This is a genomic window from Zoogloea sp. JDB1, from assembly GCF_056724025.1.
Window position 1 is genome coordinate 2,496,668 of the sequence record NZ_CM161496.1, and the last position, 16,971, is coordinate 2,513,638.

Below are 16,971 nucleotides of genomic sequence, written 5' to 3' on the forward strand. Positions count from 1 at the left end.
ATGAAAGAAAAGGTTTCTGCCCTGCTCGACGGCGCGCTCGACGAGCACGCGACGACGCGGATGTTCGATTCCCTGAAGCGGGATGGTGCATTGCGTCAGGAGTGGGAGAACTATTGCCTGATCGGAGATCTGTTGCGCGATGAGCAAGTCCTGTCGTCGGACTTCACTCGTAACGTGATGCTGTGTCTGGATGACGAACCGACCGTTCTGGCGCCGCCGAAGCGTGAGATCGGGGGAGGCTGGGTGCGTCATCTGATGCCGATCGCGGCGTCGGTGATGGGGGTGGCGGCCGTCGGCTGGGTGGCGATGAACCTGAACGGTTCCGGCCAGGATGCACTGCAGATGGCCCAGGCCAAGAAGGCCCCCATCGCGGCGGTGACGATGGACCAGGCGCCGGCCAAACTGGCCGCCAACAGCGAAACGTCGGAGCGTGAATATCTGTTCGCCCATCAGGCAATGGCGCCGTCGGCGGCCATGCCGGGCGTGGCCTTGTATGTGCGTACCGTCTCGGATACCCAGGTGGCCAGCCAGCGATGAAGCATTTTTTCTGTTGCCTGGTGGCGCTGGGGGCATGGAGTGGCTCCGCCCTGGCCGACGTTCCGACAGATCCGCTCAGCTGGCTTGCACGTATCTCCAATGCGGCCCACAAGCTCAATTACACGGGGACTTTCACCTACCAGAGCGGAAAGAACGTCGAGACATCGCGCATTGCCCATCTGGTGGATGGCAGCGGCGAGTACGAGAAACTCGAGGCCCTCGACGGCAGTCCGCGGGAGGTGGTGCGCAACAACGAAGAGGTGCAGTGTTTTCTGCCCGACCAGAAGCTCCTCATCATTGACCAATCAACGGCACGCCGCAGTTTTCCGGCACGTCTGCCGCAATCCCCCAGCGCGCTTGCCGAACACTATCGCATCCGCAAGGGTGAGGTGGTTCGCATCGTAGGCATGGAGAGCCAGCAGATCATCCTCGAACCCAAGGACGACTTGCGCTTTGGTCACCAGTTCTGGGCCGATGTGGGCACCGGCCTGCTGCTGCGGGCGCGTCTGGTTGGCGAGAAGGGGGAGAACATCGAGCAGTTCGCTTTCACCGAAGTTCAGGTGGGCGCGCCTTTCGATAGGGACAAGGTCAAGCCCCGCTTCGTGCGCTCAAGCGACTGGAAAGTTGTCAATGCCCGCGGCAACGATGTAAAGGTCGAGGATATCGGTTGGGTTTTCAAGAACTCTATCCCTGGTTTCCGTCAGGTCGTATCGGTGGCTCGACAGGGGCGCAAGGAGCGCGGCGAGGCCTATCACGTGGTGTTTTCCGATGGACTGGCGGCGATTTCCGTGTTCATCGAGCCCATGCCGGCCAAGAACAACCTGCAGAGTGGGATGAGTTCGTCCGGGGCGTTCAACATCTTCCGCCGCACGGTGTCCGATCACCTTATCACCGTGCTGGGGGAGGTGCCGCAGCAGGCGCTTGTGCGTATTGCCGACGGTGTGGAGATGCGGAAGCGCTGATGCGGGTCAATGGTGTCGTCCAGCGGCTGGATGCCGGCTATGCGTGGGTGGATGTGTCCGTGGCCCAGGGCTGTGGTCGTTGCAACGAGCCGGGTGGCTGCGGCGGTGTCGATCTGGCTCGCCCACTGGCGCCGATCAGCCGGAGCGTGAGAGTGGTCAATGATATTGAGGCGCATCCCGGTGAGTCCGTCGGTGTCGTCATCGACGATCGCGTGCCGCTGCAGGCGGCGCTGTATGCGTATGGTTGGCCGGTGCTGGGTGTCATCGCCGGAGCTGTCTGCGGCGCCGTCGTAGCCCCGGGCGGTAATGCCGATCTGCTGGCCGCGCTGGGGGCCTTGGTCGGTGGTCTGGCAGCGGTTGTGTGGGGACGTCAGCGGAGTCGGGGCCTGCAGCAGGATCTGCCCATGCACCTGGTGCGTGGGGCGTCAGACCAGGCGGGAGCATGCGGACAATGAAGATAGCGCTCCAGTGTTGCCGCGCCTTACTGGTGGCGGGGAGCCTGCTGGTCGGTGGTGTGCCGGCGATAGCGTTGTCGCGGGATCTGCCGGATTTCGCCGAGCTGGCCGAGCGTCAGGGCATGGCGGTTGTCAATATCAGCACCACCCAGGCGGTACGCCAGGGCAAGGGGCCGGTGCCGAGCTTGGATGAAGACGACCCGATGTTCGATTTCTTCCGGCGCTTCGTGCCCCGTCATCCGGGGGCGCCGCGGATCGAGCCGGACAGCCGTTCCCTTGGTTCCGGTTTCATTGTGTCCCCGGATGGCTATGTGCTCACCAATGCGCATGTCGTGGAGGGGGCGGACGAGATCATCGTCAAGCTGACCGACAAGCGCGAGTTCCGCGCCCGTCTGATGGGGGCGGATCCGCGCAGTGACGTGGCGCTGCTGAAGATCGAGGCCGCCGGCCTGCCCAAGGTCACCTTGGGGGATCCTTCCAGGCTGCGGGTCGGCGACTGGGTTGTGGCCATCGGTTCTCCTTTCGGTTTCGAGAATTCGGTGACCGCCGGTATTGTCAGTGCCAAGGGGCGTTCCTTGCCGCAGGAAAGCTTCGTGCCCTTCATCCAGACGGACGTGGCGATCAATCCCGGCAACTCGGGCGGGCCGCTGTTCAACATGAAGGGTGAGGTCGTCGGGATGAACTCCCAGATCTACAGCCGCACCGGCGGTTTCATGGGCCTGTCCTTCGCGATTCCCATCGATGTTGCGATGGAGGTGCAAGGCCAGTTGCGCAGCAATGGCCGCGTGCAGCGCGGGCGCGTCGGCGTGGTCATTCAGGAGGTCTCCCGCGAACTGGCCGACAGCTTCGGGCTGGGCAAGCCGGTCGGCGCGTTGGTGAGTTCCGTCGAGAAGGGTAGTCCGGCGGAGAAGGCCGGCATCGAGCAGGGCGACATCATTCTGCGTTTCGATAGCCGGACGATCGGCGTGTCGGGCGATCTGCCGCGGGCTGTCGGTAGTACCCGGCCGGGCAGCAAGGTTCCGCTGCAGGTGTGGCGCAAGGGCGCAACGCGTGATCTCTCCGTGGTGGTGGCCGAGTTGCCCGACGACAAAGTGCGCAAGGTTGTGGCCAAGGTCGCCCGGCCGGATTCCTCGCCGAACAAGCTGGGCATCCTGGTCGTCGAGCCCAGTGCCGACCAGAAGCGTGATGTGCGCTTTTCCGGTGGTGGGGTGGTTGTCGATGCGCTACGCAGTGCGTCGGCGCGGGCCTCCGAGATCCAGTCCGGCGACGCGATCCTGGCGCTGGTGGTGAAGGGCGGGCGTACCGACATTCGCTCCGTGGATCATTTCAACAAGGTCGTTGCCGGCCTTGAGGCGGGGCAGACCGTGACCCTGCTGGTGTTGCGTGGCGATTTTCAGACCTTCGTGCCGGTGAGAACGATTGAGCGCTGAACACAAGCTGACTGTCCTGAGCCGGGAGTGGTGTCATTTGTGCCACGATCTTGTCGATGCGCTGACGCCCTTGCAGCAAGAGCTGGGCTTTGCCGTCGAGGTGGTGGACGTGGATGCCTTTCCGGCGCTTGAAGAGCTGTGGAGCGAAAAGGTGCCGGTGGTGCTTGCCGGGGATACGGAGTTGTGCCATTACTTCCTCGACGAAGCGGCGGTCCGTGCTCATTTCCAGCGTATCGGTTAGAATCCAAGTCTTTGCCAGGCAAACAAAATTTATTCAGGGTGCCCACCGGCACCCTTTTTCATGGCCGACATGCAACACATCAGAAACTTTTCGATCATTGCCCATATCGACCACGGCAAGTCCACGCTGGCCGACCGGATCATCCAGCTTTGCGGTGGCCTCTCCTCGCGGGAGATGGAAGCCCAGGTGCTCGACTCGATGGACATCGAGCGCGAGCGCGGCATCACCATCAAGGCCCAGACCGCGGCGCTCAACTACCGTGCCCGCGATGGTCAGATCTACAACCTGAATCTCATCGACACCCCGGGGCACGTGGACTTCTCCTATGAAGTCTCCCGCTCGCTGGCGGCCTGCGAGGGCGGCCTGCTGGTCGTGGATGCCTCTCAGGGGGTCGAGGCGCAGACAGTGGCCAACTGCTACACGGCGCTCGACCAGGGCGTCGAGGTAGTGCCGGTCCTCAACAAGATGGACCTGCCTCAGGCGAACCCGGAAGGTGCCAAGCAGGAGATCGAGGACGTCATCGGTATCGACGCGACCGACGCGATCCCGTGCTCGGCCAAGACCGGCATGGGCGTCGAGGACATCCTCGAGGCCGTGATCGCTCGCATTCCGCCGCCGAAGGGTGATCCTGACGCACCGTTGAAGGCCCTCATCATCGACTCCTGGTTCGACAACTACGTGGGCGTGGTGATGCTGGTGCGGGTGGTGGACGGCACCCTCTGCCCGAAGGACAAGATTCTGTTCATGTCCAACGGTGCCCAGCACCTGTGCGAGCAGGTCGGTGTGTTCACGCCCAAGTCCCTGCCGCGGGAAAGCCTGTCCGCTGGACAGGTGGGCTTCATCATCGCAGGCATCAAGGAACTCAAGTCGGCCAAGGTCGGCGACACCATCACCCTGGCCAACCGCAAGGCCACCGAGCCACTGGCCGGCTTCAAGGAGATCAAGCCGCAGGTGTTCGCAGGCCTGTATCCGGTCGAGTCCAACGAGTACGACCAGCTGCGCGAGTCGTTGGAAAAACTGCGCCTCAATGACGCGTCCCTGCAGTTCGAGCCGGAAGTCTCCCAGGCGCTGGGCTTCGGCTTCCGCTGCGGCTTCCTTGGCCTGCTGCACATGGAGATCGTGCAGGAGCGCCTGGAGCGCGAGTTCGACATGAACCTCATCACTACGGCGCCGACCGTGGTGTACGAAGTGTTGATGAAGGACGGTACCGTCGAGCAGATTTCCAACCCATCGAAGCTGCCCGACCTGTCGAAGGTCGACGAGGTGCGCGAGCCGATCATCAAGGCTGTCATCTTCCTGCCTCAGGAGTACGTGGGGCCGGTGATCACGCTGTGCAACCAGAAGCGCGGCGCGCAGGTAGATATGCTCTACCACGGCCGTCAGGTGCAGCTAATCTACGACATGCCGATGAACGAAGTGGTGATGGACTTCTTCGACAAGCTGAAGTCCGTCTCCCGCGGCTACGCGTCGCTCGACTACGAGTTCAAGGAATACCGTGCGGCCGACCTGGTCAAGCTTGATGTGCTGGTATCCAGTGAGAAGGTCGATGCCTTGTCGATCATCGTGCACCGCGCCAACTCCCAGTACCGCGGCCGCGAACTGGTGGCCAAACTGCGCGAGCTGATCCCACGCCAGATGTTCGATGTGGCCGTCCAGGCGGCCATCGGCTCCAACATCGTGGCCCGGGAAACCATCAAGGCCCTGCGCAAGAACGTGCTGGCCAAGTGTTACGGCGGCGACATCACGCGGAAGAAAAAGCTCCTCGAGAAGCAGAAAGAGGGCAAGAAGCGCATGAAGCAGGTTGGCAACGTGGAAATTCCGCAGGAGGCCTTCCTGGCCGTGCTGCGGGTCGATGAAGGCAAATAACCAGCCGGTGGCCGGTTCAGGAGTGCAGGCGTGAATTTCGCGTTGATTCTGTTTGTTCTGTTGGTGCTCAGTGGTGTTCTATGGGCTCTCGATTACTTCGTTGCCAGTAAGCGGCGGGCGATCGGGGCCAAGTCGCCCTGGTGGGTGGAATATGGGGCGAGCTTCTTCCCGGTGATCCTGGTGGTGTTCTGCCTGCGCTCCTTCGTCGTCGAGCCGTTCAAGATCCCGTCCGGTTCGATGATCCCGACTCTGCTGGTCGGCGACTTCATCCTTGTGAACAAATGGACCTACGGCATCCGCCTGCCGGTCATCAACAAGAAGGTGATTGCCGTCAATGAGCCCAAGCGCGGCGACGTGATGGTCTTCCGCTTCCCCGGTGATCCGTCGCTGGACTACATCAAGCGGGTCGTCGGCCTGCCGGGCGACAAGGTGGAATACATCGACAAGAAGCTGACCATCAACGGCCAGGCCATGCCGCAGCAAGCGGCGGGCGACTACCTGCACGCTGACCGGCTGTACTACTCGCCCCGTTTCACCGAGAAGCTCGGCGACGTCGAGCACAACATCATTGTCGAGAACGAGGCGCCGGCCTTCGTTTCCCAGATCACCCAGTACCCGTTCCGCGAGAACTGCACCTATACTAGCCGCGGCGTGTCCTGCACCGTACCTGCCGGTCATTACTTCATGATGGGCGACAACCGGGACGGCAGTTTCGACAGCCGGGGCTGGGGCTTCGTGCCGGAAGAGAACATCGTCGGCAAGGCCTTCTTCATCTGGTTCAATTTCAGCGACCTCAAACGTATCGGCAGCTTCCATTGATCATGACGCGAAAGAGACAATCGGGCCTGAGCCTGATCGGTGTGCTTCTGGTCGGCGCCCTGTTGGGCGCCTGTTTGCTGGTGGCTTTCAAGATGGTGCCGGTGGTCAGCGAGTACTTCGGTGTCAAGCGAGCGATCTCCGCGGTAGCCGCTGGCGCCGATCCGATGACGGCAACGGTGTCCCAACTGCGTAGCGATTTCTCCAAGCGCGCCAGCGTTGACGATATTTCCAGTGTGACTGCCGCCGATCTGGACATCACCAAGGAGAATGGCCGCATCGTGATCTCCGTGGAGTACTCCCGCAAGGTCCCGTTGGTTGCCAACGTCAGCTTGGTCGTCGATTTTTCCGCCAGTTCGGCTGGTAAGTAATCCGTCATGAAGCTGGATGTATTACAGCAGGCCATCGGCCATCGCTTTTCCCGAATTGAATTGCTGGAGCAGGCGCTGACCCACCGCAGCTTCGGCTCGCCCCATAACGAGCGGCTGGAGTTTCTCGGCGACAGCATCCTCAATTGCGTGACGGCAGTGGCCCTGTTCGGCCGTTTCAGCGAGCTGCGCGAAGGGGACATGTCGCGCCTGCGCGCCAACCTGGTCCGCCAGGAAACCCTGCATCGCCTGGCGGATGGTCTGAAGCTCGGCGACTACCTGCGCTTAGGTGAAGGGGAGCTGAAGAGCGGTGGCCATCGGCGTCCGTCCATCCTTGCCGATGCCCTTGAGGCGATCTTCGCGGCGGTCTTCCTGGATGCGGGGTTCGAGACGGCCAAGACCGTCATCGACCGTCTGTACGAAGCGTCGATCGCTGGCCTCGATCCGGCCCGTGCGCTGAAGGACCCGAAGACCGCGCTGCAGGAATGGCTGCAGGGCAAGCGCATGCCGCTGCCGCGTTATTCCCTCGCCGATACCCGCGGCGAAGCCCATCAACAGGAATTCGAGGTCGAGTGCGAAGTCGCCGGCCTCGGCCTCAAGACCCGCGGCATCGGCGTGAGTCGCCGCGCTGCCGAACAGCAGTCCGCCCAGCGGGCGCTGGAACTCCTACCGAAGCAATGAGTGACATTCAATCTCCCGCCGAGTCCGCTTTCCGGACCGGCTTCGTGGCCATCGTCGGACGCCCCAATGTCGGCAAGTCCACGCTGCTCAACCGCCTGATCGGCCAGAAGATCAGCATCGTGTCGCGTAAGGCACAGACGACCCGCCACCGGGTTACCGGCGTGCTGACCGAGGGCGTCTCGCAGTTCATCTTCGTCGATACACCGGGTTTCCAGACCCGTCACAAGAATGCCCTCAACCGGGCCATGAACCGCACCGTCACCCAGGTGCTGTCCGACGTGGACCTGGTGCTGTTCGTCATCGAAAGCGGCCGCTACGGCCCCGAGGACGAGCAGGTCGTCAAGCTGCTGCCGGAAGGCGCCAAGGTGATCCTGGTCGTCAACAAGGTGGACATGCTCGAGGACAAGGCGCGTCTGCTGCCTTTCCTGCAGAAGGTGAGCGCTGTCTACCCGTTTGCCGAGATCGTGCCGGTCAGCGCCGAGAAGGGTCGCAATACCGACGAGCTGCTGAAGGCTGCTGCGCCTTATTTGCCGGAAGGCGCGCCGATCTTCGACGCGGATGACATCACCGACCGCAGCGAGCGCTTCCTGGCCGCCGAATTCCTGCGCGAGAAGCTGTTCCGTCAGCTTGGCGAAGAGCTGCCCTACGGTATCGCAGTGGAGATCGAGAAGTTCGAGGCCGAGCCCGGCCTGCGCCGCATCCACGCGGCGGTGATCGTCGACAAGGCGCCCCACAAGGCGATGGTGATCGGCAAGGGGGGAGAACGTCTCAAGCGCATCGCCACCGAGGCTCGCGTCGAGATGGAAAAGCTCTTCGACTCCAAGGTCTTCCTGGAAGTGTGGGTCAAGGTGAAGAGCGGCTGGGCCGACGATGAACGGGCTCTGAAGAGCCTTGGCTACGAATAAGCCGCCTTTCTTGTGAGCGCCAGGCCGCGCGTCGACCAGCAGCCGGGTTTCGTGCTGCACAGCTACCCGTATCGGGAGACAAGCCTGATTGTGGAGGTGTTCAGCCGCGACCACGGCCGCGTCGGCCTCGTCGCCAAGGGCGCACGGCGGCCGATGTCCCAGCTCCGCGGGGTGCTGATGGCCTTCCAGCCGTTGTTGATCGACTGGAGCGGCGGCGGCGAGATGAAGACCCTGGTACGCGCCGAATGGCAGGGTGGCCAGCCGTTATTGGGTGGCCAGGCTCTGCTGTGCGCCTACTACGCCAACGAACTGCTGATGCGCCTGCTGCCACGGGAGGACGCCCATCCGGAACTCCACAAGGCCTATGGTGAGGCGCTGCGGGCGCTGGCCGCCAACGAATCCCAGGAAGTCGTGCTGCGCCGCTTCGAGCTGGCCCTGTTGCAGGAGCTCGGCTACGGCCTCAGCCTGGACATGGAGCAGGATGGGACGCCGGTCCGGCCCGATGCTTTCTACACTTATATAATCGAACGCGGTGTGGTGCTGGTGGGTGACGAAGTCGCCGACGACAGCGTGACCGTCAGCGGCCGCACGCTGCTCGACATGACGCAGGGCAACTTCCGCAATCCGGAGACCCTCGCCCAGAGCAAGGCCTTGATGCGCCGCCTGATCCAGTATTACCTCGGCGGGCAGGTGCTGCAGTCCCGCCGCGTCTTCACCGAACTCTTAGCCTTTCCCGGAGATCCGTCTTGATCGAACTCGGCGTCAATATCGACCACGTTGCCACTCTGCGCCAGGCGCGCCATACCTGGGAGCCTGATCCCTGCTGGGCGGCCGTCGAAGCCCACCTGGGCGGCGCCGACGGCATCACCGTGCACCTGCGCGAAGACCGCCGCCACATTCAGGACGCCGATGTCCGCAAGCTGCGCGAACTCACACAGATCAAGCTCAACCTGGAAATGGCCGCCACCGACGAGATGGTCGGCATCGCCTGTGGCATCAAACCGGAAATGGCGATGTTCGTGCCGGAGGGGCGCCACGAGGTGACTACCGAAGGCGGCCTCGACATCGTCTCCCAGGAGGCCCGCCTGAAGGACGCCGTCACACGCTTGGCCGATCAGGGCATCATCGTCAGCGTCTTCATCGACGCGGAGCTCGCCCAGGTGGAGGCCGCCGCACGCATTGGCGCGCGGGTTTGCGAGATCCATACCGGGCCCTATGCTCATGCCTTCCATGCCGCCGGCCGGGACGCGGAAAGTCCCGCCGTGCTGACCGAGATTGCCAAGATCTCCGCAGCAGGGGACGCCATCCGTGGCCTCGGCATGCGCTTCAATGCCGGCCACGCGCTCAACTACTACAACATCCAGCCGATCGCCCGCCTGCCGGGTATCCGCGAACTGCACATCGGCCACTCCATTGTCAGTCGTGCGGTGTTCACCGGCCTGCGCGAGGCGGTGCGGGAAATGAAGCGTCTGATGCGGGAAGCCGCGGAGCGCGGCGTACGGCCGTGATTTACGGCGTCGGCACCGACATCGTGCGGGTCGCCCGCATGGAGGAGGCCCTGTCCCGCCACGGCGAGCGTTTTGCCGCGCGCATCCTGGCCGACGCCGAGCGAGACGCCTTCACGCAGGCGCGTATCCCGGCCCGCCTGCTGGCCAAGCGCTTCGCCGCCAAGGAAGCCTTCGGCAAGGCCCTCGGCATCGGCGTCGCCGCGCCGGCCACACTGCATGCGCTGTGGGTCGGTCACGATGCGCGGGGCAAGCCGGTGTTCGAATATGCGCCCGCGCTGGCGGACTACCTGCAGGAACGCGGGCTGGTCGCCCATCTGAGTCTTTCCGACGAAACCGATTACGTTGTCGCCTTTGCCGTCATCGAGAAGCCATGAAGCCATCCCACGCCCAGCCCGGTCCGATCATGCTCGACGTGGTCGGGCACGAAATCACCGCCGAGGAGCGGGAGGTCCTGCAGCACCCGCTGGTCGGCGGGGTGATCCTGTTCGCCCGTAATTACGCCGAGCCGGAACAGCTGCGGGCCTTGACCGCGGCGATCCGCGCGGTGCGTCCCAATCTGGTGATCTCGGTGGACCATGAAGGCGGGCGCGTGCAGCGTTTCCGCGAGGGCTTCACCCGACTGCCGGCGATGCGCCGTTTTGGCGAGCTGTGGGACCGGGATCCGGAAGCAGCCCGCGCCGCGGCGCGTCAGGCCGGTCTGGTGCTGGCGGCCGAGCTGCGCGCCCATGATGTGGACCTCAGTTACGCGCCGGTCCTCGATCTGGATTACGGCGTCAGCACGGTGATCGGCGACCGCGCCTTCCATCGCCAGCCCGAGGTGGCGACCGAACTCGCCCGCGCCGTCGTCGGTGGTCTGGCCGCCACGGGCATGAAGGCGGTCGGCAAGCATTTTCCGGGGCACGGCGCGGTGGAGGCGGACTCCCACGTGGCGATCCCGGTGGACGAGCGGAGCTTCGACGCCGTGTGGGCCGAGGATGTGCAGCCCTTCCTGCGACTGGCCGGCGAGCTGGGCGGCGTGATGCCGGCCCATGTGATCTACCGCAACATCGACGCGCGTCCGGCCGGCTTCTCGCCCTTCTGGCTGCAGGACGTGTTGCGCAAGCGCGTCGGCTTCAGTGGTGTGATCTTCAGCGACGACCTGACGATGGAAGGTGCCAGCGTGGCCGGTGACATCGTCGCCCGCGCCGAGGCCGCCCACGGCGCCGGCTGCGACATGGTGCTGGTGTGCAACCGCCCTGAACTGGCCGTGCGTCTGCTCGATGCGTGGCATCCGGTGGTCGATGCCGACAGCGCCGCGCGCATCGCTGCGCTGCGCCCGCGGGTTGGCAGCGCACCGGCGACGCCGGCCGAACTGGCCGACTGGGCCGATTACCGCGCCGCCCGCGACGCAGTGCTGGCGCTGGCCTGACCCGGATCCGTGCGATGAGCTTCGACGCCAAGGCCTTCCTGCGCACCCTGACCGAAGAGCCTGGGGTCTATCGCATGATCGGCGCCGACGAGGTGGTGCTCTACGTCGGCAAGGCCAAGAATCTCAAGCGGCGGGTGTCGTCCTATTTCCAGCGCACCCAGCTGAGTCCGCGCATCGCGATCATGGTGAGCCAGGTGCAGCGGGTGGACACCACCGCCACCCGTTCCGAGGCCGAGGCGCTGATCCTCGAGAACAACCTCATCAAGAGCCTCGGGCCGAAGTACAACATCCTGTTCAGGGATGACAAGTCCTATCCCTATATCGCACTGTCGGCCGGGGATTTCCCGCAGATCTACTATCACCGGGGCGGCTTTACGAAGGGGGTGCGTTACTTCGGGCCTTTCCCCAACAGTTGGGCGGTGCGCGAGAGCCTGCACCTGATGCAGAAGATCTTCCGTCTGCGCACCTGCGAGGACTCCACCTTCAGTAACCGTTCGCGGCCCTGCCTGCTGCATCAGATCCAGCGTTGCACCGGGCCCTGCGTCGGGCTCATCGATAAGGAGGCCTACGCGGCTGACGTGCAGACGGCCAGCCTGTTCCTCAACGGCCGCCATACCGAGGTGATCGACGATCTGTCGAAACGCATGCTGGAAGCCTCAGATGCGTTGGCCTTCGAGAAGGCGGCGATGTACCGTGACCAGATCCGCAACCTCCAGGCAGTGCTGCACAAGCAGTTCGTCGAGAGTGCCAAGGACGAGGATGTGGACGTGATCGCCGCGGTGGAGCGGGGCGGTATGGTGTGCGTCAACCTGGCGATGATCCGCGGTGGCCGGCACCTTGGCGATCGGCCGCTGTTTCCCAGCAACGCCCAGGGCTGCACGCCGCTGGACGCACTGGTGGCCTTCGTCGAGCAGCACTACCTGGACCAACCCTTGCCCGGCAAGATTCTGGTCAATCTCGAACCGGCCACCGTCAAGGAGGCCCTTGAGGAGGTTGTCGAGGGTAAGGTCGTCGTGATGGCGGCACGCTACGAGAACGAGCGGGCCTGGATGGGCATGGCCGACAACAACGCTGGCCTCGCCCTGCTGGCCCGGGAGCAGGAGGCCACCCGCGGCGAACAGCGCCTCGACGCCCTGCGCGACGCGCTTGGGCTGGCTGACACGCCAAACCGCATCGAATGCTTCGACATCTCCCACACGATGGGCGAATCCACCGTGGCTTCCTGCGTGGTGTGGGACGGCAAGGCGATGAAGAAGTCCGAGTACCGCCGCTACAACATCAGCGGCATCACCCCCGGTGATGACTACGCGGCGATGCGCCAGGCCCTCACCCGGCGCTACGAGAAAGTGGCGGCCGGGGAGGGCGTGCAGCCGGACCTGATCCTCATCGACGGCGGCAAGGGGCAGATGGGCGTGGCCAAGGAAGTGCTGGCCGAACTCGGCCTGGAGGCCATCACGATGTTCGGCGTCGCCAAGGGCGAGAGCCGCAAGCCAGGTCTGGAAGAACTGGTTTTCCCGGACGGCCGCGAGCCGGTGCATCTGCGTCCCGACGCGCCGGCGCTGCACTTGATCCAGGAAATCCGCGACGAGGCACACCGCTTTGCGATCACCGGTCACCGCGCTCGGCGTGCCAAAACCCGCAACACCTCGCGCCTTGAAGACATTGCCGGCGTCGGCCCGACACGGCGGCGCAAGCTGCTGGCGGCCTTCGGCGGCATGGACGGTGTGCGCAATGCCACGGTCGAAGACCTCTGTCGTGTCGAGGGTATCAACCGGCATTTGGCAGAACAGATATACAATTCACTGCGATAGCCAGTGAACGCCGACATGCTCTTCAATATTCCCAATTCGCTTACCTGGGCACGCATTGCCCTGATCCCGTTTTTCGTCGGCATCTATTACCTTCCCCCAAGCGTGATGTCCCCGGAGGACAAGAACCTCGTTGCGACGCTGACCTTTGTCGCGGCGGCGGTCACCGACTGGTTCGACGGTTACCTGGCGCGCAGCCTGGGGCAGACTTCGGCCTTTGGCGCCTTCCTCGACCCGGTGGCCGACAAGCTGATGGTGGCGGCGGCACTGATCGTGCTGGTGCACCTCGGCCGCGTCGATTCGCTGATCGCGCTGGTCATCATCGGGCGGGAGATCACCATCTCGGCGCTGCGCGAATGGATGGCCAAGGTCGGGGCAGCGGGCAGCGTCGCGGTGGCCTTCGTCGGCAAGCTGAAAACGGCTGCCCAGATGTCGGCGATTCCATTGCTGTTGTTCCAGGCGCCCATCCTCGGTTTCGACAGCATGGGGCTCGGCACTGTGTTGATCTACGTGGCCGCGGTGCTGACGCTGTGGTCCATGGGCTACTACATGCGCTGTGCGTGGCCGGAGCTGAGCAAGCGCAGCCAATAAAAAAATTGCAGTTTAATTTGACAGACAAGAAATTTTGCCTATAATGGCGGTCTGTCACGCGGCAGTAGCTCAGTTGGTAGAGCGCAACCTTGCCAAGGTTGAGGTCGAGAGTTCGAGACTCTTCTGCCGCTCCAGATTTTACGGGGAAGCAAAACCTGCTTCCCCGATTGATTTAAGGCGCGATAGCAAAGCGGTTATGCACCGGATTGCAAATCCGTGTAGGTCGGTTCGACTCCGGCTCGCGCCTCCAGATTGTACGCGGCAGTAGCTCAGTTGGTAGAGCGCAACCTTGCCAAGGTTGAGGTCGAGAGTTCGAGACTCTTCTGCCGCTCCAGAATGCAACGGGGAAAACGAGTCATCGTTTTCCCCGTTTTCGTTCGTCTGTCGTCAGTGGCGCCATGGGCTTGTCGGCTGTCCTGCGGGTGTTGCCCACCATGGCGTATTCACTTGCTCGCAGCGATTCTGCAAGCGTGCTGTCACCAGATCTGCCTAACATCGTCATCACGGGCGTTCCCTTGCCCGGATCGGCAAGATCAGTGGGAGATGAAGATGAGGCGTTTCCTGTTGGCCGCGGTGCGGCGCTGGGTGCGGTGGATCTGTGGCCCGGATGCGGAGAGTTTCCTGCTCGACGACGAATGGCGCTCACCGCTCTTCGTCCCGGAGCTGGGCGGAGAACTGGAGGCCTAGTCCCGGAGATGTCCTGGGCGTGTCTTCCGTCCTCGCCAACGGTGTTGAAGCGATCTAGTCTTCAGGCTGAAAAGAATGGCCACGGGAGGCGCGCATGGGGCGCATACGGGTTTGGGCTGGGTTGCTGGGCATCTTGCTGGCAGGGCCAGCGCTGGCCGTTTTCAAATGCGTCGGCAGCGATGGCCGGGTGACCTACACTGATGGGCCATGTGCTGCCGGTAGCCGTGCGCAGGCCGTCGAGGTGCCGCCGCCCTTGAGTCCGCGGGAGGAGGCGGAGGCGCGCCGGCGTGGCGAGCGGCTGCTCGACGATGCCCGAGAGCTGGACGCCCGGCGCAGTGCCGAAGTGGCCGAGCGCCAGCGGAGCCAGGATGCGGAAAGGCGGGCCGAGGCCCAGCAACGCGAACAGGTCAAAGAGGACGCGGAGCACTGGAGTGCGGTCTATCCTGCCGCCATCTATGGTCGTCGCTGGCCACCGGTCAAGCCGGTACAGCCCAAGCCGAAGCCTGTCCAGAAGGACACGCTAGGGAAGATGAACGCTTATCCGTTCCGTTGATCGGGCTGGTCGCGGAAATCCCGGTAAGCGGCGGAGGCCGCGTCCTGGTGGTCGATGTTGCCGAGGATCAGCAGGCGAATTGGCTGATGCTTGCCGTGGCGGCGAATCGCCACGCCGAGCGCTGCGATGATGCGTGGCGCGATGCCGGCTGCCGGCGCATCGAGCACGATCAGCGTGGGTCGCCGCGGCCGCCAGCGGGCCAGCGCGGCAAGGCGGGCCTCATCCACGTCGTTCAGCCAGGCGTCGTCCCAGGGCTCGTCGTTTCGCCGCGGCAAGAACCACAGCAGCGGACGCAGTTGCACGCCGACCCGGTAGGCGATGCCGCCGAGACGGCAGCGTGTGTCGAGCTGGTGATAGCCGGCCAGGCGGTAGCCGAAGGCATGCACGCGCTGCCGCTGCGTTGGGCTGGCGATGGCACAGGCCATTGGGCAGGGCACGGCGGGAAAGTGCCAGGGCAGTAGCGTGGCGCCCGACCCTGCACCGTCCATAACCCAATCCTGCAGCAGCTCATCCAGCGGCGCCGGGCCAGAGTCGTCCGCGGGCTGGCCGGTGATCGGCTGCAGCGCGGCGGTGTCATAGCGCTCACGCAGGCGCGGCAGCCGTGGTGCCACGGCGACAAGCAGCGCCGCGGCCGCAGCCAGCCCGGTGCTCAGCACGCGAATCGGCTCCGCAACTCGTTGAGGTTGAGTTCCGCCAGGATCGCCTCGATGCGCTCCATCGCGTTCTTGCGCGGCTGGCCGGTGTGGCGGGCGATGATCAGCTCGTTCTTCATCGAGTGCTCCCAGCCGACCAGCTCGGTCACCGTGACCTGGTAGCCGTGGGCTTCCAGCTGCAGGCAGCGCAGCGCATTGGTGAGCTGGCTGCCGAATTCCCGCGTGTGGATCGGATGGCGCCAGATCTCCGACAGGGGCGTCATGCCGAAGCTGGCGTTCTTGTTGTGGCGCAGTACGGTGGCCACCTCGGCCTGGCAGCAGGGCACCAGCACCACGAAGTGGGCATTCTTGGCGAAGGCGAACTGGATCGCGTCGTCGGTGGCAGTGTTGCAGGCGTGCAGCGCGGTGACCACGTCGATGCGTTCGGGCAGCTCGCTTGAGCGCGTGGATTCCTCGACGCTCACGTCCAGGAAGCGCATGCGCTGGAAGCTCAGCCGCTCGGCCAGTTCGCGGGAGCGGGCGACCAGCTCGGCGCGGGTCTCGATGCCGTAGACCGTGCCGGCCTCCTTCGCCTTGAGAAACAGGTCGTAGAGGATGAAGCCCAGGTAGGACTTGCCGGCGCCATGGTCGGCAAGGCTGAGGTCCCCGTGCTGCTCCAGCACTTCGGCGAGCAGCGGTTCGATGAACTGGTACAGGTGATAGACCTGCTTGAGCTTGCGCCGGCTGTCCTGGTTGAGCTGGCCGTCGCGCGTCAGGATATGCAGCTCCTTCAGCAGCTCGATCGACTGGCCGGGGCGAATCTCGGGATGGACGGCCGGCTTGGCATCGGCGGCCGGGCGGGTGCTGCCCGCGGCGGGCTTATTCCTGGCCATGCTTTTTGGACTCGGCCAGGCCGAGGGCCTTCCAGCCGGCGATGCCGAGCTTCTGAAGGGTTTCCATATTGCGCTCGTAGATCATCTCGGCCTCCGGGAAGGCTTCGACGGCGCGGTCGATGCTCGCTTCGCGGATCAGGTGCAGGGTCGGGTAGGGCGAGCGGTTGGTATAGTTGGTGATGTCGTCCGGCTCGGTGCCCTCGAACTGGAAGTCCGGGTGGAAGCTGGCGATCTGCAGCACGCCGTCCAGTTCGTGCTCGCTGACGGCCTCGTCGGCGATCTGCACGAGGTCGTTCAAATCGAGGAAGTCGGGGAACAGGGTCGGATGAACCAGCAGCGTGGTGTCGGTGACTTCGGGATCGACGGACGCCAGATGGTCCAGTTCCTCGTCCAGTTGCTCAAGGAAGGCGTCGAGGTGGCGGGCATCGCTGACGACGATGCGGACCTGGTTCTTGACGTAGACCGACTTGGCGAACGGGCACAGGTTGAGGCCGATGACGGCCTTTTCGATCCATTCGCGGGTGGCGGCGATGACTGCTTCGTGGTTCATGGTGCGGTGTTTCCGGGGATTTCCTTCGAGGGACGCCATTTTGCCCTGATAATGGCGGGCTTTCATTGATTCAACGCACG

The 16,971-nt window shown here is 64.0% G+C and carries 21 protein-coding genes and 3 tRNA genes; 21 read left to right on the forward strand and 3 right to left on the reverse strand.

All coding sequences use genetic code 11. The annotated features are described in order from the left end of the window. The 21 genes from AC1PPK_RS11135 to AC1PPK_RS11235 all read left to right on the forward strand — a co-directional run bounded on the left by AC1PPK_RS11135 (position 1) and on the right by AC1PPK_RS11235 (position 14,816). Positions 1-537: a sigma-E factor negative regulatory protein gene (locus AC1PPK_RS11135; protein WP_481117882.1), complete on the forward strand. Its 537-nt coding sequence runs from the start codon at positions 1-3 to the stop codon at positions 535-537. Further along, positions 534-1,499: a MucB/RseB C-terminal domain-containing protein gene (locus AC1PPK_RS11140; RefSeq protein ID WP_481117883.1), complete on the forward strand. Its 966-nt coding sequence runs from the start codon at positions 534-536 to the stop codon at positions 1,497-1,499. Before AC1PPK_RS11135 ends, AC1PPK_RS11140 begins: the two co-directional genes overlap by 4 nt. Further along, entirely contained in the window at positions 1,499-1,954 is a 456-nt protein-coding gene (locus AC1PPK_RS11145; protein WP_481117884.1) for a SoxR reducing system RseC family protein, read from the forward strand. Before AC1PPK_RS11140 ends, AC1PPK_RS11145 begins: the two co-directional genes overlap by 1 nt. Then, positions 1,951-3,384 (forward strand): DegQ family serine endoprotease, encoded by a 1,434-nt coding sequence (locus AC1PPK_RS11150; protein WP_481117885.1) that lies wholly within the window; start codon positions 1,951-1,953, stop codon positions 3,382-3,384. The genes AC1PPK_RS11145 and AC1PPK_RS11150 overlap by 4 nt, the downstream gene beginning before the upstream one ends. After that, complete coding sequence (locus tag AC1PPK_RS11155) at positions 3,374-3,625, forward strand: glutaredoxin family protein (protein ID WP_481117886.1); 252 nt, start codon at positions 3,374-3,376, stop codon at positions 3,623-3,625. The genes AC1PPK_RS11150 and AC1PPK_RS11155 overlap by 11 nt, the downstream gene beginning before the upstream one ends. A 69-nt stretch (positions 3,626-3,694) precedes the next feature. Further along, positions 3,695-5,491 carry a translation elongation factor 4 gene (gene lepA, locus AC1PPK_RS11160; protein WP_481117887.1) on the forward strand — a complete coding sequence of 599 codons (1,797 nt, stop codon included), beginning with the start codon at positions 3,695-3,697 and terminating at the stop codon, positions 5,489-5,491. Positions 5,492-5,521: 30 nt separating this feature from the next. Then, on the forward strand, positions 5,522-6,310 hold the full coding sequence (gene lepB / locus AC1PPK_RS11165; RefSeq protein WP_481117888.1) for a signal peptidase I: 789 nt from the start codon (positions 5,522-5,524) through the stop codon (positions 6,308-6,310). A gap of 2 nt (positions 6,311-6,312) precedes the next feature. Beyond that, positions 6,313-6,678 carry a DUF4845 domain-containing protein gene (locus AC1PPK_RS11170; RefSeq protein ID WP_481117889.1) on the forward strand — a complete coding sequence of 122 codons (366 nt, stop codon included), beginning with the start codon at positions 6,313-6,315 and terminating at the stop codon, positions 6,676-6,678. A gap of 6 nt (positions 6,679-6,684) precedes the next feature. Beyond that, positions 6,685-7,356: a ribonuclease III gene (gene rnc, locus AC1PPK_RS11175; RefSeq protein ID WP_481117890.1), complete on the forward strand. Its 672-nt coding sequence runs from the start codon at positions 6,685-6,687 to the stop codon at positions 7,354-7,356. Continuing rightward, entirely contained in the window at positions 7,353-8,261 is a 909-nt protein-coding gene (era, locus tag AC1PPK_RS11180) for a GTPase Era (RefSeq protein WP_481117891.1), read from the forward strand. Before rnc ends, era begins: the two co-directional genes overlap by 4 nt. Positions 8,262-8,273: 12 nt before the next feature. Next, positions 8,274-9,011, forward strand: coding sequence for a DNA repair protein RecO (gene recO, locus AC1PPK_RS11185; RefSeq protein WP_481117892.1), 738 nt, complete (start codon positions 8,274-8,276; stop codon positions 9,009-9,011). Continuing rightward, positions 9,008-9,769: a pyridoxine 5'-phosphate synthase gene (locus tag AC1PPK_RS11190; RefSeq protein WP_481117893.1), complete on the forward strand. Its 762-nt coding sequence runs from the start codon at positions 9,008-9,010 to the stop codon at positions 9,767-9,769. The genes recO and AC1PPK_RS11190 overlap by 4 nt, the downstream gene beginning before the upstream one ends. After that, positions 9,766-10,143, forward strand: a complete 378-nt coding sequence (acpS, locus tag AC1PPK_RS11195; protein WP_481117894.1) for a holo-ACP synthase — start codon at positions 9,766-9,768, stop codon at positions 10,141-10,143. The genes AC1PPK_RS11190 and acpS overlap by 4 nt, the downstream gene beginning before the upstream one ends. Then, positions 10,140-11,177, forward strand: a complete 1,038-nt coding sequence (gene nagZ, locus AC1PPK_RS11200; RefSeq protein WP_481117895.1) for a beta-N-acetylhexosaminidase — start codon at positions 10,140-10,142, stop codon at positions 11,175-11,177. The genes acpS and nagZ overlap by 4 nt, the downstream gene beginning before the upstream one ends. A 14-nt stretch (positions 11,178-11,191) precedes the next feature. Then, positions 11,192-12,988 (forward strand): excinuclease ABC subunit UvrC, encoded by a 1,797-nt coding sequence (gene uvrC / locus AC1PPK_RS11205; RefSeq protein WP_481117896.1) that lies wholly within the window; start codon positions 11,192-11,194, stop codon positions 12,986-12,988. 15 nt (positions 12,989-13,003) lie between these two features. Beyond that, positions 13,004-13,576, forward strand: coding sequence for a CDP-diacylglycerol--glycerol-3-phosphate 3-phosphatidyltransferase (pgsA, locus tag AC1PPK_RS11210; protein WP_481118209.1), 573 nt, complete (start codon positions 13,004-13,006; stop codon positions 13,574-13,576). Positions 13,577-13,634: 58 nt separating this feature from the next. Next, positions 13,635-13,710 (forward strand) — tRNA-Gly (locus tag AC1PPK_RS11215). A gap of 42 nt (positions 13,711-13,752) precedes the next feature. Further along, positions 13,753-13,826, forward strand: a tRNA-Cys gene (locus AC1PPK_RS11220). A gap of 8 nt (positions 13,827-13,834) precedes the next feature. Next, positions 13,835-13,910: transfer RNA gene (locus tag AC1PPK_RS11225), tRNA-Gly, on the forward strand. Between the two features lie 215 nt (positions 13,911-14,125). Beyond that, complete coding sequence (locus AC1PPK_RS11230) at positions 14,126-14,263, forward strand: hypothetical protein (RefSeq protein ID WP_481117897.1); 138 nt, start codon at positions 14,126-14,128, stop codon at positions 14,261-14,263. 94 nt (positions 14,264-14,357) lie between these two features. Further along, positions 14,358-14,816 (forward strand): DUF4124 domain-containing protein, encoded by a 459-nt coding sequence (locus AC1PPK_RS11235; protein ID WP_481117898.1) that lies wholly within the window; start codon positions 14,358-14,360, stop codon positions 14,814-14,816. On the opposite strand, the gene AC1PPK_RS11240 is transcribed toward AC1PPK_RS11235, so the two are convergent. The 3 genes from AC1PPK_RS11240 to AC1PPK_RS11250 are packed head-to-tail and all read right to left on the reverse strand — an operon-like array spanning position 14,801 to position 16,891. Next, positions 14,801-15,472 (reverse strand): hypothetical protein, encoded by a 672-nt coding sequence (locus AC1PPK_RS11240; RefSeq protein WP_481117899.1) that lies wholly within the window; start codon positions 15,470-15,472, stop codon positions 14,801-14,803. The genes AC1PPK_RS11235 and AC1PPK_RS11240 overlap by 16 nt on opposite strands. Continuing rightward, complete coding sequence (locus tag AC1PPK_RS11245) at positions 15,466-16,341, reverse strand: class I SAM-dependent methyltransferase (RefSeq protein ID WP_481117900.1); 876 nt, start codon at positions 16,339-16,341, stop codon at positions 15,466-15,468. Before AC1PPK_RS11245 ends, AC1PPK_RS11240 begins: the two co-directional genes overlap by 7 nt. Then, positions 16,328-16,891 (reverse strand): DUF1415 domain-containing protein, encoded by a 564-nt coding sequence (locus AC1PPK_RS11250; protein ID WP_481117901.1) that lies wholly within the window; start codon positions 16,889-16,891, stop codon positions 16,328-16,330. Before AC1PPK_RS11250 ends, AC1PPK_RS11245 begins: the two co-directional genes overlap by 14 nt. Between the last annotated feature and the right edge of the window lie 80 nt (positions 16,892-16,971).